The sequence below is a fragment of the Tateyamaria rhodophyticola genome, assembly GCF_047777875.1.
GTDB lineage: Bacteria > Pseudomonadota > Alphaproteobacteria > Rhodobacterales > Rhodobacteraceae > Tateyamaria.
Genome location: NZ_CP180519.1, coordinates 3,755,207 through 3,770,523, shown reverse-complemented (window position 1 = coordinate 3,770,523; position 15,317 = coordinate 3,755,207). Strand labels below are relative to the sequence as shown.

Below are 15,317 nucleotides of genomic sequence, written 5' to 3'. Positions count from 1 at the left end.
CACTGAAGATCAGTAGGTGCGGATCAATCCGACAAGCCGGCCCTGCACCTTGACCTGACCAACCGGGAACACGCGTGTTTCATAGGCCGGGTTTGCCGCCTCCAGCGCGATGGTGTCGCCGCGCCGCATATAGCGTTTCAGCGTGGCTTCGTGGTCCTCGACCAGAGCCACTACGATGTCACCATTGTCGGCCGACGATGTTTCGCGGATCACCACGACGTCGCCGTCGTTGATGCCCGCTTCGATCATCGAATCGCCTTTGACTTCCAGCGCATAGTGCTCTCCCTGACCGGAGAGCATCTGGCCGGGGACGGCCACGGAATGCGACACTTCGGAAATCGCAGAGATCGGCACACCGGCGGCGATGCGCCCCATGACGGGCAGTTCGATCGCATGCGCGGCCTCAACCGACTGGGCCGCGGGGGGCGGCGGTGTATCGGGGCGGTCGCCGTCGATGACACGGGGGGTAAAGCCGCCCTTGTTGGCCATGCTGTCGGGCAGCTTCACCACCTCGATCGCGCGGGCACGGTGTGCGAGGCGGCGGATGAACCCCCGTTCTTCCAGCGCGGTGATCAGACGGTGGATGCCCGATTTGGACCGCAGGTCCAACGCCTCTTTCATCTCGTCAAAGCTGGGCGGCACCCCGTCGCGCTGCACGCGCTTGTGGATGAATTCCAGCAGATCCAGCTGCTTTTTCGTCAACATGCCCGGTCCTCCATGGCCAAAGCCGTCATTCGACGGCCATATTTTGGCTTTGTTCTACGGACGTTCTTGTTTTGTGTCAACAACTCTCGCAATACGAGAAGTGAGGGTCACAGCATGATCACATCGACCAGATCGCCGGATGTGCGGGCCGGATCACCGGGTGGGCGCAGGATGAGCGCGTTTGCAGCGGCGAGTACGGACAGGAGCGAGCTGTCCTGTGCGCCCGCGTCGCGCACGCTGTCGCCATCCATGATGGCGCGCATGTAATGGGCCCGCGGCCCGTTTGGACCCAGCGGCGCGGACAACGTCCGCTTGACCTGCGGCGCAGGGGCGGGCGGCAGGCCCATCATGGCGCGCAGCATCGGCACGACAAACACGGTGCCACAGACCATCGCGGATACCGGGTTGCCGGGCAGGCCGATCATCGGCGTGCCGTTGAGACGCCCCGCCATCAGGGGTTTGCCCGGTCGCATCGCCACTTTGTAAAAGCTCTGCTCCATGCCCATGCCCGCCGCGACCCCCGCGACGAGGTCATGATCCCCGACGGATGCACCGCCGATGGTCACCACCAGGTCACAGCCACGTGCCAGTCCCAGCACGGTTTTCAGGGACGCTTCGTTGTCCCGCGCGATGGGAAGAATGCGGACCTCTGCGCCGAAGCGTTCCAGCAGTGCGGCAAGGCCGAACGTGTTGGAGGCGATGATCTGATCCGGACCGGGTGTCTCGCCGGGCACCACCAATTCGTCGCCTGTCGAAATCAGTGCGACCACGGGGCGTTTGGTCACCGGCACCTCGGCGATGTTCATGGAGGCCAGCAGCGCGACGTCTCCCGCGCTGAGCAGGCGGGGGGCGGTCATGCGCGTCCCTTGGGCGAAATCGGCACCGGCGGGGCGGATGTTGCTTTTTGTGTCGCTGTCATCGGTGATGGTGATCAGATCGCCGTTGCGGGTGATGTTTTCCTGGATCACGACGCGGTCCGCACCCGCAGGCACCGGCGCACCGGTAAAGATGCGCACCGCCTGACCCGGTCCCACCGTGCCGTCCCATGCATGACCGGCGGCAGCCTCGCCCACGACCTTGAACTGCGCGTGCAGGTCCGCTTCGACCGATTTGAGCGCGTAGCCGTCCATCGAAGACGCGTCAAAGGGCGGCTGCGTCCGCGTGGCGGCCACGTCCTGTGCCAAAACCCGGTGTGCCGCGGCGCGCAAAGGCACCGTTTCCGACGGCAGCGGATCTGCGAGGGAAAACAGGTGGTCCAAAGCCTCGGCGACAGAAATCATGGCAATGCCTTCTCAATTTGCAGGGCTTCCCATTGTGCAAATGTCTTGCCCGAGCTGTCTTCGATCCAGGCGACCCGGCCATTGGTCGACCGGCCATTCACAACCGCGCCTGCCGCACTTGGGCTGCTGAACGCATAGTTTTGTGCAAAGGTCGCATGCCGCCCCTGCACCACGAGAACACCGCTGCGCAGCAACGCGGCATGCAGATCGCCATAGTGGGTTTTGGCATCGGTGGACCCGGCCCATGTGGCGCGGGCTGTGCTGCCCTTTTGCACCACCAACTCGCCATCCTGAAGAATGGCGGTGGCCTCAACCCCGTGTTTGGGGGTGCGCAGGACAAAGGTCGCTGTCGGGCCATCCGCCGCGTGCGCTGCGGTGGGCTCGGATGCGCGGGTCTTGTCCAGAAACATGTCGAGCCGGATCGCAGGCAGGACCATGTTCAGCACGTCGAGGAAACCCTCCATATTGGCGCGCGCAGCCTCCGTCAGGCCGGGACGTGCCGGGGCGGTGCCATTGTCCAGCGGAACACGCCCAACCGCGCGCGCCGTTTCGATCAGCCGCGCTTCGAGATATTTCACATGCGCCTTGTGCAGCACGTCACCGGCGGCAGAGATGAGGATGGCGACATCCCACCAGTCCTTGCCCGCGACATGGTTTTGCAGCCGCGTCGCCATGTTTTCCGTCTCACCGATATAGGCCAGCGGATCGCCGTCCCGCTCGCCCACGAGGATATAGACCCCGGTGCGCGCGGCCGTCGCGCGGGCAAGGCCCTGTGCGATTTGCGTGCGGGGGATGCGCAGGACGTGGCCGGTCCAGTTGAACACCTCTGCGGTCAGAAGGCCGTCGGGGCGACCGTCGACAAAGAACAGCTCCAGCGACCGGCCACCGGGGGTCATTCGGCCTCGTACCGGCCTGATTTGCCGCCATCCTTGAGCACGACGCGCAGACCGCCGATTTCCATCGCGCGGTCCACGGCCTTGGCCATGTCATAGACGGTGAGTGCGGCGGTGGAGGCGGCGGTGAGGGCCTCCATTTCCACCCCGGTCTGGCCGGTGGTTTTCACCGTGGCGGTGATGCGCAGGCCCGGCAGGTCCGGGTCGGGGGCGAGGTCAATGGACACTTTGGAGATGGGCAGTGGATGGCAGAGCGGGATCAGGTCCGACGTCCGCTTGGCCCCCATGATCCCGGCAAGCCGTGCCACGCCGATCACGTCGCCCTTTTTGGCGCGGCCTTCGGTGATCAGGTCAAACGTGGCTTGCGCCATTTTGATATGCGCCTCTGCCGTGGCGATGCGGTCGGTGATGTCCTTGTCCGAGACATCGACCATATGGGCCGCACCACTGTCGTCGAAATGGGTGAGCGCCATCTTACATGCCTCCGCCTGCGGTGAGCGGGTTGGCCAGCAGGGTGCGGGTGGCCGTGGCCACGTCGTCCTGCCGCATCAGGCTTTCGCCAATGAGGAAACAGCGCGCGCCGTACATCGCCATGTCGCCAAGCTCCTGCGGCGTGGTCAGCCCGCTTTCGGTGACGATGGTGCGGTCGGCGGGCACCTGTTTGGACAGGGTGCGGGTGGTGTCGAGCGAGGTCTCGAAGGTCTTGAGATTGCGGTTGTTGATGCCGATGAGGGGGCTGGAGAGCGCGCTCGCGCGCTCCAGTTCGTCGGCGTCGTGCACCTCGATCAGCGCGTCCATGCCCCATTCGGTGGCGGCGGCCTCCAATTCCGCGGCTTGCGCGTCGCTGACGGAGGCCATGATGATCAGGATGCAATCGGCCCCAAGCGCGCGGGCTTCGGCCACCTGATAGGTGTCGTACATGAAATCCTTGCGCAACACGGGCAGTTCGCAGGCCGCGCGGGCGGCGACGAGAAACTCCTTGGCGCCTTGAAAGCTGGGCGTGTCGGTGAGGACGGACAGGCATGTGGCGCCGCCGGTCTCATAGGCTTCGGCCAGCGCTGCGGGGTCGAAATCGGCGCGGATGAGCCCCTTGGACGGGCTGGCCTTCTTGATCTCGGCGATGAGGCCATAGCCTTCGCGGCTCGCGCGGTGCAGGGCATCGGCAAAGGGACGCACGGGGGGTGCGGCGCGCGCTTCGGCCTCAACCGCGTCAAGCGGCTTGGCCTCCTTGTCGGCGGCTACCTCTTCGAGCTTGTAGGCCTTGATCTTGTCGAGGATCGTTTCAGTCATGGGTTCGGTCCTGATGAAATGTCGGACCGGGGGCCAGCCCCCGGACCCCCGGAGTTTATTTTGCGAGATGAAGGAGGATCAAGCGCTGCTTGTGATCGCGGCCACCATCCTGATCTTGTCTTTCGCGGCACCGCTGTCGATGGCGGTTGCAGCTTTTGCGACGCCGTCCTTGAGGTCGGTGGCCTCGCCTGCGACGTGCAGGGCGGCGGCGGCGTTGAGCAGCACGGCATCGCGGTAGGCGCCCGGTGCCCCGTCGAGCAGCGCGCGGAAGGCCGTTGCGTTTTCTTCCGGTGTGCCGCCGAGGATGTCGCCGAAGGGATGGACCGGCAGGCCCGCATCTTCGGGGTGGATTTCGATATCTGTGACGGTGCCGTCTGCGAGCGCTGCGACCCAGGAGACACCGGTGATCGTCAGCTCATCCGTGCCGTCGGAGCCGTGCACGAGCCAGGCCGCGTCAGATCCCAGCTGTCCCAGGGTTTCGGCCATGGGGCGGATCAGGTCGCGGGAGAAGGCACCGGTCAGCTGGCGTTTCACGCCGGCGGGGTTGGTGAGCGGACCCAGGATGTTGAAAATCGTGCGGGTGCCCAGTTCGGCACGTGTTGGCATGACGTGGGCGATGGCCGGGTGATGCATGGGCGCCATCATGAAGCCGATCCCCACCTCTGTCAGGCAGCGTTCGACGATATCGGGGCCGACCATCACGTTCAGCCCCATCTGTGTCAGCGCATCGGCCGCCCCGGATTTGGAGCTGAGGTTGCGGTTGCCGTGTTTGGCCACGGTCACGCCTGCGCCCGCGACCACGAAGGCGGTGGCGGTGGAGATGTTCAGCGTCCCCTTGCCATCGCCGCCCGTGCCCACGATGTCCATGGCACCGTCCGGTGCAATCACGGGTTTGCACTTGGCCCGCATCACGGCGGCGGCCGCGGCGTATTCATCCACCGTTTCACCACGGGTGCGCAGGGCCATCAGCAGCCCGCCGATCTGCGAGGGCGTGGCATCACCGTCGAACAGGATCTCGAACGCGGCTTCGGCCTGGGCCCGGGTCAGCGGTCCGTTGGCTGCGTCGTCGATCAGGGGTTTGAGGGCGTCGCTCATGCCGCCACCGGGGCCAGATCGAGGAAGTTCTGCAACATCGCATGCCCATGTTCGGACCGGATGCTTTCGGGGTGGAATTGCACCCCGTGAATGGGCAACTCGCGGTGGGCGAGACCCATGATCGTGCCGTCCTCAAGTGCTGCGGTGATCTCGAGGCAGTCGGGCAGGCTGTCGCGCTCTACGGTCAGCGAGTGGTAGCGCGTTGCCTGGAACGGCGAGGGCAGCCCCTTGAACACGCTTTTGCCGTCATGGTGCATGGTGCCCATTTTGCCATGTACGATCTCATCGGCGCGCACGACCTTGCCGCCAAAGGCCTGACCGATGGTCTGGTGGCCAAGGCACACCCCCATAAGCGGCGTGCGGGTTTCCGCCGCCGCCTGCGTCAGGGCCAGACAGATGCCCGCCTGATCCGGGTCACAGGGGCCGGGCGACAGCAGGATGGCATCCGGGCGCATACCCATCGCCTCCTGGACGTCCAGCGCATCGTTGCGGCGCACAACCACATCGGCCCCTTGTTCGCCAAGATAGTGCACAAGGTTGTAGGTAAAACTGTCGTAGTTATCGATCAGAAGCAGCATGGTCCGTCTTCGGTGTTCTCAAGGGGCGTTTCGGCCTTTATAGTCGCGCCAACATGTTCAGGCTTGGCCGGTGGCGTCAAGGGCATGGACAGGATCGGGACAGCAGGGGTGCACCACATCGCAAAGCGGGGGTGCAGCACACTTAACAGGCGGAGACACGAGAGCGATGGCACGAGGATTTTTCGGCGGCGTGGTCATGGGCGGCGTCGTGAGCATCTTGGGGGCAGGGGTGGCGTCCATTGTGAGCACGCCGCCGCAAGGGCCGCGCGTGGGTGCCGATGGCCCGGCAGCGGTGTCGGCCCCCGCGCTCGGTGGTACGGCCGGGGCGGACGCCGTGACGGATGCGGACCTGGTGCGGGACACGGATGCCCCGCAAGTGCCGAGCCCGGATGCAGACACGGTGACAGCCGCCGCCGAAGCGGGCTCCGACACTGCCCCTGTGCCGCAAACCGGCGCGGCGGATGACCTCAACGACCCGGCCGATCCGGCGCAAAGCGGTGCGGTCGCGGTGGATACCGAAGCCCCGGTCTTGCCAAGTCCGCAGGGCGCATTGGTGGCGGCCCCCGATACCGAAGGGCAATTGTCGATCTCGACCGATCCGGCGCAGCCGCCGTCGCCTGCGCTGCCCGAAACAGGCACCGCCTTTGACAACGGCGTCACCGCGCCCGAGGCCGGAACCGCGCCAGAGGCACCGGATGCCGAAGCGCCTGCACCGGAGACGGCCAGCGTCGTGGCACCCGAAGCACCGGAAACCGCCGACGCCCCGGAAACCCCGGCGGAACCGGATGCGCCGGATGCACCAGCCGAAGAAGACGTCGCAGCCCTGCCCAGCACAGAGGATGCGACCGACGATACCGGGCGTCCCACCATCGGGCGTCCCGCCACATCGCTTGTCGATCGCGCGCCTGAGCCTGCGGAAGAGGTCGCAGCCGCGCCGGTGGATCAGCGCCCCATCGACGCATTCGCGGCGGCATTTGACAATCCGGACGACAAACCGGTCATGTCCATCGTGTTGATGGACACAGGCACGGACCTGACCAGCGGTCCGGTGGGCCTCGCTGCGCTCAAGAGCTTTCCCTATCCGCTCACCTTTGCCGTTGATGCGCAGCTGGCCGATGCTGCTGCCCGCGCCGCAGAGTTCCGGGCGCAAGGTTTCGAGGTGATGGCGCTTGTCGATCTGCCCGCAGGGGCCACCGGCTCGGACACCGAAATCACCCTGTCGGCGGCGCTCGACCGCGTGCCCGAAGCCGTCGCGGTGATGGAAGGGGTGGGCAATGGTCTGCAGGAAAGCCGCGATGCGTCCGATCAGATCACCGAAGCGGTGCTGGCCTCCGGTCACGGGCTGGTCCTGCAGTCCAAAGGGCTGAACACGGCGCAAAAGCTGGCCCTGCGCGAGGGTGTGCCTGCGGGCCTCGTCTTTCGCGATTTCGACAGCGCGGACCAGACACCAACCGTAATCCGGCGGTTTCTCGATCAGGCTGCATTTCGCGCTGATCAGGAAGGGGGCGTGATCATGGTGGGCCGGTTGCGCCCCGATACGATTTCGGCGTTGCTGCTCTGGGGGTTGCAGGACAGGGCACAGCGTGTCGCGCTCGCGCCGGTGTCTTATGTGCTCAAGACGCTGGCGGAGACGGATGGCTGAGCAGGATCAGATGATCTCATCCTCGTCAAACATCGGATCCGCCTCGAGCTGAGCGGTCAGGGCGTCCACCGTGTCGGCGTCCGCCTGCGGGCTGAGCGTGGCCAGATGGAAAACCGCGTCGCCCTCGTTGACCACCGGCAACACCGCGCGCCCGATGAGGATGCCGGGGCCGGGGGCGCACAGCTCGGTTTCCTGTGCCCCTGCGGGATCCGACACGGCGGCCAGAACGTCGCCCTCGGCCACAAGGTCCCCTTCGGCACGGAATGTGCGCAACAGCCCGCCCGATGGCGCACGCAGCCAGCTGGAACTGCGGCAGATCAGCGATGGCGCGCGCGCCTTGGCAATGCCTTTGGCCGCCACCATGTTTTGCCCCCGCAACACGCGCAGGATGCCCGCCACCCCGGCGCGCACCGCAAATTCGTCAAACCGAAGACCCTCGCCCGCCTCATAAAGCAGAACCGGCGTGCCGCGTGCCGCGGCCTCGCCGCGCAAGGATCCGTCGCGCAAGGGGGACGTCAGAATGACCGGCGCACCGAAATCGCGCGCCATCGCGGCCGTGGTGGCATCGCCCGGGGTCACACGGATCTGTGGCAGGTTGGTCCGATGCACCGCCGCCGAATGCAGGTCGATCCCGAAATCACAGCGCAGCACAACCTCATTCAGGTAGATATGCGCAAGCCGCCCGCCGAGCGATCCGCTGCCCGTGCCGGGAAAACAGCGGTTCAGGTCACGCCGATCCGGCAGGTAGCGCGACCGCGCGAGAAAGCCGAACGCATTCACAATCGGCACCACCAACAGCGTGCCGCGCAAACTGTCCAGTTGTGGCGAGCGCAGCAAGCGCCGCACGATTTCGACCCCCACAACCTCATCGCCATGCACCGCTGCACTGACAAAGGCGGTGGGTCCGGGCCGCTTGCCGTGGATCACCTCGACCCGCAGATCGACGGGCGTGTGATCCGGCATGGCCGACACCGGCAAGGCCACCGACGCCCGCGTTCCCGGCGCCACGCTCTGCCCACCAATCTGCACGGAATTACGCGCCACGCGTCACCCCCGATGCGCTACGCATCCACGTCTCTGTTCCAAGAAAATCCCCCCCGGAGGGCCGGTCTGCCGCACGCGGCGCCCTTTGTCCGGTCCGGCTCACCGATTGCCACCCGAAAACCGGGCGGCATCTGCCGCCGCGCGACGGATGGCCCCGGACTTGTGCACGGTTTCCATATATTCGGCCTCGGGATCGCTGTCATAGACAACTCCGCCCCCCGCCTGAATATAGAGCTTCTGGTCCTGCACGACCGCGGTGCGCAGCGCGATACACATGTCCATGTCACCGCCCGCGCTGAAATAGCCAACGCCACCGCCATAGACGCCGCGCTTTTCCGGCTCCAGCTCGTCGATGATCTCCATCGCGCGCACCTTGGGCGCGCCGGATACGGTTCCGGCGGGCATCCCGGCAAAGAACGCATCCAGCGCGTCCTTGTCCTCATGCAGCTCTCCCACGACATTCGACACGATGTGCATCACGTGGGAATAGCGTTCGACGATGAACTCTTCAGTGGGCCGCACGGTGCCGATCTTGGCCACGCGGCCCACATCGTTGCGGCCCAGATCGAGCAGCATCAAGTGCTCGGCGAGCTCCTTCTTGTCCGCCAGCAAATCCGCTTCCAGCGCGCGATCCTCTTCGGGTGTGGCGCCACGGGGCCGGGTGCCGGCGATGGGGCGGATCGTCACTTCGCGTCCAAACACGCGCACGAGGATTTCGGGCGACGCGCCCACCACCTGAAACCCGCCAAAGTTGAAGTAGAACATGAACGGCGACGGATTTGTGCGCCGCAAGCTGCGATAGAGCGCAAAAGGCGGTTCGCGGAACTCTTGCGTCCAGCGCTGCGCCGGAACCACCTGAAAGATGTCGCCCGCCACGATATACTCGCGCGCCTTCTCGACGGCGGCCTTGTACGCGTCCTTGGTAAAGTTCGACACAGGCTCTGCCGGGGCGGAGGCTTCGCCCAGATCGCGCGTCTCCATCGGCATCGCGCGTTCCAGATCGCGCACCGCGTCCATCACCCGCTCCGCCGCCTGCGCATAGGCCGCGCGCGCCGATTGCCCGTCGCTGACCCATGCAGGCGACACCACCGTGACCTCGCCCTTGACCCCGTCCAGCACCGCCACAACCGACGGACGCAACATCAGCGCGTCCGGCAGACCCAGAGGGTCGGGGTTCACGTCCGGCAGATGTTCCACCAGCCGCACCATGTCATAGCCCAGATAGCCAAAAAGCCCCGCCGCCGCCTGCGGCAGATCATCGGGCAGGTCGATCCGGCTTTCCGCGATCAGGCTGCGCAACGTGTCGAGCGGATTGCCCTCCAGTGGCGCAAACCCGTCTGGGTCAAACCGGGCAGAGCGGTTGATCCGCGCCGTCTCACCATCACAGCGCCAGATCAGATCCGGCTTCATCCCCACGATGGAATAGCGTCCGCGCACCTCACCGCCGGTCACGGATTCCAGCACAAATGCGTCCTTCTGCGCGCCCGTCAGCTTGAGCATCAGCGACACCGGCGTGTCCAGGTCCGCCGCCAGCCGCGTATACACAACCTGGTTCAGGCCCGCATCATAAGCCTTTGCAAAGGCGTCATATTCAGGGGTCATCGCCATGGATCAGGGGAAGTTCACATGCACAGCATCAAGCGCCTGCTGATTGATCTGTGGCCCTGCGCGCAGCACCACGTCCTCACCAAAGATGTTGAACATCTCGCCTGCCACGATCTGCCCAATTTCCTCGTTGAGCCGTGCGACCTCTTCCTGCGCTTCCTCGTTTTCCTCGATCGGGTTGATCGCGTCGAGGCGAACGATGATGATCGCGCCAAAGCCCGAGATGATCCGCACGTCACCGGGGGACATGTCGAAGACTTCGGTCATGAAGGCGGGCGGTGTGCCTTGCACAAACGCACTGCGGTCAAGCTCCTGCTCGACGATGCTGTCGAGCGACTGGCTGGCAAAGCTCTGGCCTTCTTCCAGCGCAGGCAGCAACGCTTCGGCCTGCGCGGTCAGCGCGGCTTCGGTCAACTCCGCCTCGTAATTGCCCTGCACGCTCAATTTGGCCTCTTCGAACGGGATCGGGCGGCGGGGCAGGGTTTCGTCCAGCCGCATCGCGACAATCCCGCCGTCCTCCAGCTGTACGATTTCGGGGAAATCGTCTTCGGTCAGGACCCGGGCGGCATCGGCAAAGCCGTTATAGGCCGCGATGCCTTCGCCATTGGTGGACCACCAGTCAATGGTGTCCACGCGCATTTCGGTCTCGGTGCCCAGTTCTTCGAGCGTCGCACCGCCCACCAGCATGTTGTCGAATTCCTCGGCCAGCACGGCAATCTGACGCCGTGCGGCATCGCGGGCGAGCTCTTCCTGAATGAATTCGCGCGCGTCCTCGAACGTGGTGGTCTGCGCGGGCAGGACCGCATTCACGCGGAACAGGGCCGGGCCCAAATCGGAGGCCAGGGGGCCCACGACGTCGCCCACGTCGGCGTTGAACACAGCCTCACCGGCGGCATCAAGCTCCAGTCGGGTCACATCGCCAAGGTCGATATCTGCCAGCGCGAGGCCCCGCTCTTCGACCAGCGCCTCGAACGTGGTGCCGTCCACCTCCAGTTGGGCCGCGGCGCGCTCCGCCTCGGCCGCATCCAGATAGACCAGACGTTCTACAAGACGCCGTTCTGGCTGCACATATTGGTCGATGCGGGCGTCATATTCCGCGCGCAGCGTGTCCTCGGGGATGTCGACGGTGTCGAGCACGTGTTCGGGCAGCAGCACGGCATATGTGATCCGCTTGGCCTCGGGCAGTTGGAAGTCGTCGATATTCTCATCGTAATAGGCGCGCAGGGCGGCGTCATCGGCCACTTCGATCGGTTCGGCCAGATCGCTGAGGTCCAGACGCACCCACGTGAAATCCCGTGTCTCTCCCAAAAAGGACACGATGGTTTCGGCATAGGTCGACGGCATCGTCACGCCTGACATGATCGCCCCTTGCAGCAGGGTGCGCGCGACTTCCTCGCGCAGTTGGGTTTCAAACTCCGCCTCGCTGGTGCCGGAGTTCTGCAGCGCAAAGGCATAGGCCTCGCGGTCGAAATTGCCGTCGAGGCCGCGGAAGGAAGGGATGTTCAGGATCTCGTCACGGATCACCGCATCGCCGACGCTCAACCCCATCTGGTCCGCTTCATGATCGAGCGCGCGGGCGCGTACCAGCTGCGCCAGCACCGCCTGATCGAGGCCAATGGATTGTGCGCGCGAGAATGTCAGCGGCTCGCCTGTTTCCGCGCTGACGGCCTGAATTTCCTCTTGCAGGTTGCGGGCATAGGCCTGTACGTCGATATGTTTGTCGCCGACCTTGCCGATGGTGCGGATGTTTCCGGACAGGTTGGTCGCGCCGAACCCGCCCAGGGCGATGATCAGCAGACCCAAAAGGATCCACACGGCTGTTTGCGACAGTTTGTTCGAGCCTTTGGCCATGGTCCGCCTCGTGAGCATTTGGTGTTCGGGGATATCTATCGGTGCCACTGGGGCTGGGCAAGGGCAGGCGCGCCTAGAACCGCACCGCTGACAGTCTTTTGTACATCTCGGCGATGCCATCCGCGTCCAGATTGGCGAAAGCAATGCGCAGTTGTTGCGCACCCTCGGGGCTGCCATCAGGCCAGAACATGGTGCCGGGCAGGCATAAGAGGCCGGCGTCCTGCACCAGACGGGGGGCAATATCGGCCGCGCTCAGCGCAAAGGGGTGACGCATATAGGCAAAATACGCGCCAAGCCCCATGAGGTCCCAGCCCTGATCCGCAAGCACGTCAAACCCGTCGGCGATGGCGCGCCTGCGGGCGAGGATTTCGTCGCGCTCGCCCGCGACCCATTGGCCGAGGTTCTCAAGCCCCCAGAGGGCGGCGTATTGGCCGATCTGTCCGGGGCAGATGGCGACTGTGTCGAGGAACTTTTCCACCTCCGCCAGACGGGCGGGCGACGTGACGATGGCCCCGACACGGTGCCCGGTCAGGCGGTACGCCTTGGAAAAGGAATAGAGGTGGATGAACGTGTCGTCCCAGCCGTCCATGCCAAAGAGGTCATGGGGCGGGCCGGAGCGGCTGTCGAAATCGCGGTAGGTTTCATCCACGATCAGCGCGATGCCGTGCTCCTGCGCCAGCGCGTAGAACCGCGCCACGAGGTCCGCGGGGTATTCCACCCCGCTGGGGTTGTTCGGCGTCACGAGGGTGATGGCCCGTGTTCGGGGCGTGATCAGCGCCCGCGCGTCCTCGGGATCGGGCAGCATGTCCGCGCCAGCGGGCAGGGGGATGGAGGCGACCCCGGCCATGTCCAGCCACATCTTGTGATTGAAGTACCATGGCGTGGGCAGGATCACCTCGTCCCCTTCATCGCAGAGCGAGGCGATGGCGGCGGCAAAGGCTTGATTACAGCCCGACGTGATGGCGACGTTTTCGGGGTTGGTGCGGGCGGCATAATGCGCGTTGATCTGCGCCGACAGGGCCGCGCGCAGGGCAGGCATGCCCAGAACAGGGCCGTAGAGATGTGCGTCATCGCGACTGAGTGCCGCGTCCGCCATTGCCTGCCGCAGGGCAGGGGGCGGCGGGTCAACGGGGGCGGCCTGGCTCACGTTGATCAGGGGGCGGTCCGCGGGAAATGTGACCCCGTCGATCCAGCGACGCGCCTCCATCACCGGAGGAGGGAAGGTGGCGGCGGTGCGGGGCAGGGGCATATGTCAGCGCCTTCTTGGGGCCGGTGGGAGCCTCCGGCGGGGATTTTTTGGAACAGAGACGGGGAGAGGTGCCGCGCCGGTCAGTCGGTGCCCCGGTAGGGTTCGACATATTGCAGGGCCATGTCCCACGGAAAGAAGATCCAAGTGTCCTGGCTGACACCGGTGATGAACGTGTCCACCTGCGGCTCTCCGGAGGGTTTGGCGTAGACGGTGGCGAAATGGGCGTTGGGATAGAGGCTGCGCACCAGTTCGAGGGTCTTGCCGCTGTCCACGAGGTCATCGACGATCAGGATGCCGGTGCCGTCCCCCATCATGTCGCGGTCAGGGGATTTGAGCACTTCGGCGTCGCGGCGTTGGTCCGCCTTGCCGCCGCCTGAATGGTAGGATTTCACGCTGATCGTATCCACGGTGCGAATGTCCAGCTCGCGCGCGACGATCATTGCGGGCGCCATGCCGCCGCGGGTGATGGCCACGACCGCGCGCCACGATCCGTCATCCGGCCCCTTGCCATCGAGACGCCAGGCGAGGGCGCGGCTGTCGCGGTGCATCTGGTCCCAGCTGACGTGGAACCCTTTTTCATGGGGGAGGCGGTCTGCCATGGTTATTTCTCCAGGATCAGGCGCAGGCCAAGCGCGCCAAGCAGCGTGGCCGCGATGCGGTCAAAGACGGGTTTGAGGCCAAGATAGCCGCGCCGCACCTGCGGGGTGCTGAGCGCCAGCGCAAGGCCGGTATAGAAGATCAATTCCAGCGCCAGGTGATTGGCCACGATCACCGCGATATCCGCGGCGGCGAGCCCTGTGGGAAAGATGACGACGATCACGGCAGCGGCAAAGAGCATGGATTTGGGGTTGCCGAAATTCAGGAGCATGCCCGACATCACGGCCCGCCCGCGCGGCATCGGCGCGTCCCCAAGCGGGTCGCGCGCGTGGCGCCATGTCTGGACGGCGATCCACAGCAGGTAGAGCGCGCCGCCGATCTTGAGTGCCGTGTAGGTCCAGGGAAAGAGGGTGAACACCACGTCGAGGCCCAAAAGTGCGGCCAGCGTCCAGATCGCAGCGGCGGTCCCGAGGCCCACACCAGTTGCGATCCCTGCCGCACGCCCACCTGTCACGGTGGCCTTGGTGATGAACAGCATCGCGGCACCGGGCGACAGGAGTGCGGCCAGCAGAACGGTGTTGAACGCCACAAGCTCCGCGATGGTCAGGCTCATCCCTTAGCCCTTTTCGATATCGGGGGCGTCGACCGCCTTCATGCCCACCACATGGTATCCTGCATCCACATGCAGGTTTTCGCCCGTCGTGCCGGAACCGAGGTCCGACAGCAGGAACAGCGCCGATTTGCCCACATCGTCGATGGTGACATTGCGGCGCAGGGGCGAGTTGTATTCGTTCCACTTCATGATGTAGCGGAAATCGCCGATGCCGGAGGCGGCGAGCGTCTTGATCGGGCCCGCGCTGATCGCGTTGACGCGGATGTTGTCCTTGCCCAGGTCTTCGGCGAGATATTTGACGGAGGCCTCAAGCGCCGCCTTGGCCACGCCCATCACGTTGTAATGCGGCATGACCTGTTCGGCCCCGTAATAGGTGAGGGTGACCGCGCTGCCGCCATCCTTCATCATCTTTTCAGCGCGCTGCATCACGGCGGTGAAGGAATAGACGGAGATATCCATTGTCATGGTGAAATTGTCGCGGCTGGTATCGACATAGCGGCCACGCAATTCGTTCTTGTCGGAAAAGCCGATGGCGTGCACGACAAAGTCGAGACTGTCCCAACGCGCCTTGAGACTGTCAAACAGCGCGTCGATGGAGGCGCCATCGCTCACGTCACACGGCAAGACAATGTCACTGCCCAGCTGCCCTGCCAAGGGATCGACCCGTTTCTTGAGCGCATCGCCCTGATAGGAAAACGCAAGCTCGGCACCGGCGTCGTGCAGGGCGCGTGCAATGCCCCAGGCAATGGACTTGTCATTGGCAAGCCCCATGATCAGGCCCCGTTTGCCCGTCATCAATCCTGTTGTCATGTTACCGCCCCCAATAGTCTTCTGGCGCACAGCTTTAGGCCAAGCGTGTCGCTGCTTCAAGAGAT

General features: G+C 65.0%; 15 protein-coding genes. 1 reads left to right on the top strand and 14 read right to left on the bottom strand.

Annotated elements, in window-relative coordinates; all coding sequences use genetic code 11:
* Positions 1–9: 9 nt before the first annotated feature.
* The 7 genes from lexA to ACERHN_RS20120 all read right to left on the bottom strand — a co-directional run bounded on the left by lexA (position 10) and on the right by ACERHN_RS20120 (position 5,841).
* The gene (gene lexA / locus ACERHN_RS20150; protein WP_415920791.1) at positions 10–705 is read right to left on the bottom strand and encodes a transcriptional repressor LexA; all 696 of its coding nucleotides are present in this window, start codon (positions 703–705) and stop codon (positions 10–12) included.
* Between the two features lie 107 nt (positions 706–812).
* Entirely contained in the window at positions 813–1,985 is a 1,173-nt protein-coding gene (gene glp, locus ACERHN_RS20145) for a gephyrin-like molybdotransferase Glp (protein WP_415920790.1), read from the bottom strand.
* Positions 1,982–2,881 (bottom strand): GIY-YIG nuclease family protein, encoded by a 900-nt coding sequence (locus ACERHN_RS20140; protein WP_415920789.1) that lies wholly within the window; start codon positions 2,879–2,881, stop codon positions 1,982–1,984. Before ACERHN_RS20140 ends, glp begins: the two co-directional genes overlap by 4 nt.
* Positions 2,878–3,351, bottom strand: coding sequence for a cyclic pyranopterin monophosphate synthase MoaC (gene moaC / locus ACERHN_RS20135; RefSeq protein ID WP_415920788.1), 474 nt, complete (start codon positions 3,349–3,351; stop codon positions 2,878–2,880). Before moaC ends, ACERHN_RS20140 begins: the two co-directional genes overlap by 4 nt.
* A 1-nt stretch (position 3,352) precedes the next feature.
* Complete coding sequence (trpC, locus tag ACERHN_RS20130; protein WP_415920787.1) at positions 3,353–4,168, bottom strand: indole-3-glycerol phosphate synthase TrpC; 816 nt, start codon at positions 4,166–4,168, stop codon at positions 3,353–3,355.
* A 78-nt stretch (positions 4,169–4,246) separates the two neighbouring features.
* A complete protein-coding gene (trpD, locus tag ACERHN_RS20125) occupies positions 4,247–5,263 on the bottom strand; it encodes an anthranilate phosphoribosyltransferase (RefSeq protein WP_415920786.1) in 1,017 nt (338 codons plus the stop codon).
* On the bottom strand, positions 5,260–5,841 hold the full coding sequence (locus ACERHN_RS20120; protein ID WP_415920785.1) for an anthranilate synthase component II: 582 nt from the start codon (positions 5,839–5,841) through the stop codon (positions 5,260–5,262). The genes trpD and ACERHN_RS20120 overlap by 4 nt, the downstream gene beginning before the upstream one ends.
* A 166-nt stretch (positions 5,842–6,007) precedes the next feature.
* Between ACERHN_RS20120 and ACERHN_RS20115 the strand changes: the two genes are divergently transcribed.
* On the top strand, positions 6,008–7,483 hold the full coding sequence (locus ACERHN_RS20115) for a divergent polysaccharide deacetylase family protein (protein WP_415920784.1): 1,476 nt from the start codon (positions 6,008–6,010) through the stop codon (positions 7,481–7,483).
* Positions 7,484–7,489: 6 nt separating this feature from the next.
* Here ACERHN_RS20115 and ACERHN_RS20110 read toward each other — a convergent pair whose 3' ends face one another.
* The 7 genes from ACERHN_RS20110 to fabI all read right to left on the bottom strand — a co-directional run bounded on the left by ACERHN_RS20110 (position 7,490) and on the right by fabI (position 15,252).
* Positions 7,490–8,527: a succinylglutamate desuccinylase/aspartoacylase family protein gene (locus ACERHN_RS20110; protein ID WP_415920783.1), complete on the bottom strand. Its 1,038-nt coding sequence runs from the start codon at positions 8,525–8,527 to the stop codon at positions 7,490–7,492.
* A 99-nt stretch (positions 8,528–8,626) separates the two neighbouring features.
* Positions 8,627–10,135, bottom strand: coding sequence for an anthranilate synthase component I (gene trpE, locus ACERHN_RS20105; protein WP_415920782.1), 1,509 nt, complete (start codon positions 10,133–10,135; stop codon positions 8,627–8,629).
* A gap of 3 nt (positions 10,136–10,138) precedes the next feature.
* The gene (locus tag ACERHN_RS20100) at positions 10,139–11,983 is read right to left on the bottom strand and encodes a peptidyl-prolyl cis-trans isomerase (RefSeq protein WP_415920781.1); all 1,845 of its coding nucleotides are present in this window, start codon (positions 11,981–11,983) and stop codon (positions 10,139–10,141) included.
* Positions 11,984–12,056: 73 nt separating this feature from the next.
* Positions 12,057–13,232, bottom strand: coding sequence for an aminotransferase (locus tag ACERHN_RS20095; RefSeq protein WP_415920780.1), 1,176 nt, complete (start codon positions 13,230–13,232; stop codon positions 12,057–12,059).
* A gap of 80 nt (positions 13,233–13,312) precedes the next feature.
* The gene (gpt, locus tag ACERHN_RS20090; protein WP_299625911.1) at positions 13,313–13,831 is read right to left on the bottom strand and encodes a xanthine phosphoribosyltransferase; all 519 of its coding nucleotides are present in this window, start codon (positions 13,829–13,831) and stop codon (positions 13,313–13,315) included.
* A 2-nt stretch (positions 13,832–13,833) separates the two neighbouring features.
* Positions 13,834–14,442, bottom strand: coding sequence for a LysE family translocator (locus ACERHN_RS20085; RefSeq protein WP_415920779.1), 609 nt, complete (start codon positions 14,440–14,442; stop codon positions 13,834–13,836).
* A 3-nt stretch (positions 14,443–14,445) separates the two neighbouring features.
* A complete protein-coding gene (fabI, locus tag ACERHN_RS20080) occupies positions 14,446–15,252 on the bottom strand; it encodes an enoyl-ACP reductase FabI (protein WP_415920778.1) in 807 nt (268 codons plus the stop codon).
* Positions 15,253–15,317 lie beyond the last annotated feature (65 nt).